This window comes from Oligoflexus sp. (assembly GCF_035638955.1).
Taxonomy (GTDB): Bacteria; Bdellovibrionota_B; Oligoflexia; order Oligoflexales; family Oligoflexaceae; genus Oligoflexus.
In genome coordinates this window covers 1-2,525 of sequence record NZ_DASQYZ010000225.1, presented here as the reverse complement: position 1 = coordinate 2,525, position 2,525 = coordinate 1, and the positions used below count along the sequence as shown (strand labels likewise).

Sequence of the window (2,525 nt, the reverse complement as noted above, 5' to 3'; positions counted from 1 at the left end):
CTTCAATTTAAACTAAAATGCCAGAATTTGTCAGATGCGGAAAAAATGAAAGTGATCAGGGCAGGTCTCTATGCAGGACTACGGATAAAATTCAAATGGGTATGGTCCGAGTCCTCAGCCAAAGATAGGATTGAGTTCGATCAGCGTATCGTTAATCATTTTTCCATACGAAACAAACACCATAACGGAGGATAGCGCCATGTCCTGTGAAATTAAGCTGGAAGGCAATTCGTTCTCCATCAGGAATCGCATCGAAGGGATGGGGGGACGATGGGTGAAAGAGGAGGATGCCTGGTATATACCGGCCGAGCATCAGAAGGAGCTACAGGAAATCCTTGATCATGAAACCGTCCGGCAACTTAAAAAAAAGTTGGGCAGAAAAAAGTTTGAGCAGCAGCATCCGGAGCTCGCCGTTGCGGACGCAAACACAAGCGCCAGGGCGTGGCTTGAATTTATTAAAGATGCCGTGCTCGGCGGTCGATGCTGGTATGAAAAGGGCGAGGATAGGGTTGCTGAATGCAAGGAAACCCTTATGAGCCTGGGGCAGGATGTGAACTGGATTGATGAAGAGCTGAAAAGACTTCGGAGCCTGGACTGCGAGAGGATAGATAGTTTAGTCCTTCAGACCCATGGGGGTAGCGGTAAGGGATAGCGGTCAGGATTCTAGAAATTTCCGCCATATCCTTGTGAAGGCCAATTCGGATAAGGATTTGTGCGGAATCGGAGGATGGTCGGGATTCGTTAAATAACCCACCATTTGTCCTGGAGCACTTGTCTGTAAAGGATTGCCATGTCATCCGCATTTATCCGACGCTCCGCTCCTTTTTTTAATTGCAAAAAAGCCCCAGATCGTTCAGCCTCTTGATGCGTCAATAAATTAAGTCTGCTCTAGATTTGGTGAATGATCTTGGAGAGATACGCGCTCCACATTTTGTTAAGCATTCTCCTGTCTTTCATGTGCGGCATTTCCCTACACGCCAGCACGAGAAAATCTCCACAGCGCATCATTCTCTGGGAGCGTAACTGGGCCACTGGGGGCGAAGCCGTCCCTCTACTCAAGATCATCCTGGACGCGACTCGTGAAGAGTTTGGAAGTTATGAACTTATCAAAAGTGTTCCCATGGAACAAAAGCGGGCGATGTCAGAATTGGAAAACCGCCGGACTCTTGATATTGTTTCGATCGCGACAGATATTGATCGGGAATCAAGGCTATATCCTATTCGCACTCCAACTGACAAAGGAGTGATAGGCTACCGAGTCTGCCTCATCCATCGGGACAATCGAGCCATGTTTCGCAACATCAAATCTGTAATGGACTTGCAAACGGTTCGTTTTGGACTCGGTGAATCTTGGCCCGATGTTCAGGTGCTGAAGCATGCCCAACTTCTCGTCGTGACCTCAGTTCGTTACGAAGGCCTTTTCCCGATGCTCGTCAATCGGCGCTTCGATTGTTTTCTCCGGGGCGTTGGCGAGGTTGAACAGGAATTGCAGCGGTTTGCCCATCCACACATGGTTCTGGAAGAGAATGTGCTCATAATTTATCCCCAGCCCAATTATTTCTTCGTAAACCGGGAGAATCGTGCCCTAATCCACAGGCTGGAGACTGGATTTACTATTCTTTTGCGGAACGGTGGGTACGACGCTTTCTTCGACCGATTTTTTCAACCGCAGTTGAATAAGCTGCACATTCCCAAACGTCAGCACATCTTTCTAGACAATCCTCACCTTACTCCGGAGACTCGCAAGCTGATGCGGGACAGTCGATTTAAAATTCTTTTCTGAGCAGGGGACAGGGGCGTTAAAGAATGTGCCAGCCCATAGTATGGATTCAGGCAACAAGCCGTGAAACATTTGCGGGAAAAGGATTCTAAGACTAATGGGCGGGGTTTTATTTTCGTCATTTTTGGCTCAGAATGAACATCGCTGTCATGAGCGGCAAAGCTGACGGTAAATCCTTTGCAGACGTGGGGCAGCGACAAAACTCGTTGAGATAGGGCAGGTCTTGACACTTTGATTTTGTCATGCGTTTTGTCACTGGAACGATGCGGTTTTGCTGGCTTCCAGCAGCTGAGTTTTGGGAAGCGACAAATACCCTGGGCGCTGTTGCAAAAATGGTTATTTCCTACACTTTACTAATAATTTCAGATCGATATCTTTAGCTTCGAAGTCAAGAAGACTTACGAGGTGCATTATGCAAGGATTGCAGTTCACTGGGCCGTCAAAATCCCTATCTCGGCTAATTCCCGATAGCCATATTTTGAGGAAAATCGATAAGCAGATCGATTCCGATTTTGTCCGCGAGCTGACGCAAAGCTCTTACAGAAAAGGTGGACGACCATCGGTCGATCCAGTTTCCTATATCAGGATGTCGATTATTGGCTATTTACTCAGCGCTTGCGCGATTTCAGCCCTGAAACCTCACCGCCCTTAAGTTAAGCTGCTTCCTGTGTGATTATCTCCGCAAGTACCTCGCGAACCTGCTTTTTGAGACGCCTGACCCCATCAAATCTTGTCAGTTCCATAG

Annotated in this window: 2 protein-coding genes; both read left to right on the top strand. The window is 47.7% G+C overall.

Features of this window, described 5'->3' with window-relative positions; all coding sequences use genetic code 11:
• Window positions 1–199: 199 nt before the first annotated feature.
• Window positions 200–652, top strand: coding sequence for a hypothetical protein (locus tag VE954_RS21400; protein ID WP_324956564.1), 453 nt, complete (start codon window positions 200–202; stop codon window positions 650–652).
• A 255-nt stretch (window positions 653–907) separates the two neighbouring features.
• Window positions 908–1,783, top strand: coding sequence for a hypothetical protein (locus VE954_RS21395; protein WP_324956562.1), 876 nt, complete (start codon window positions 908–910; stop codon window positions 1,781–1,783).
• Window positions 1,784–2,525 lie beyond the last annotated feature (742 nt).

Coding starts and splice junctions, on each gene's coding strand:
- VE954_RS21400 (WP_324956564.1), top strand. CDS start 200: ATGTCCTGTGAAATTAAGCTGGAAGGCAATTCGTTCTCCATCAGGAAT.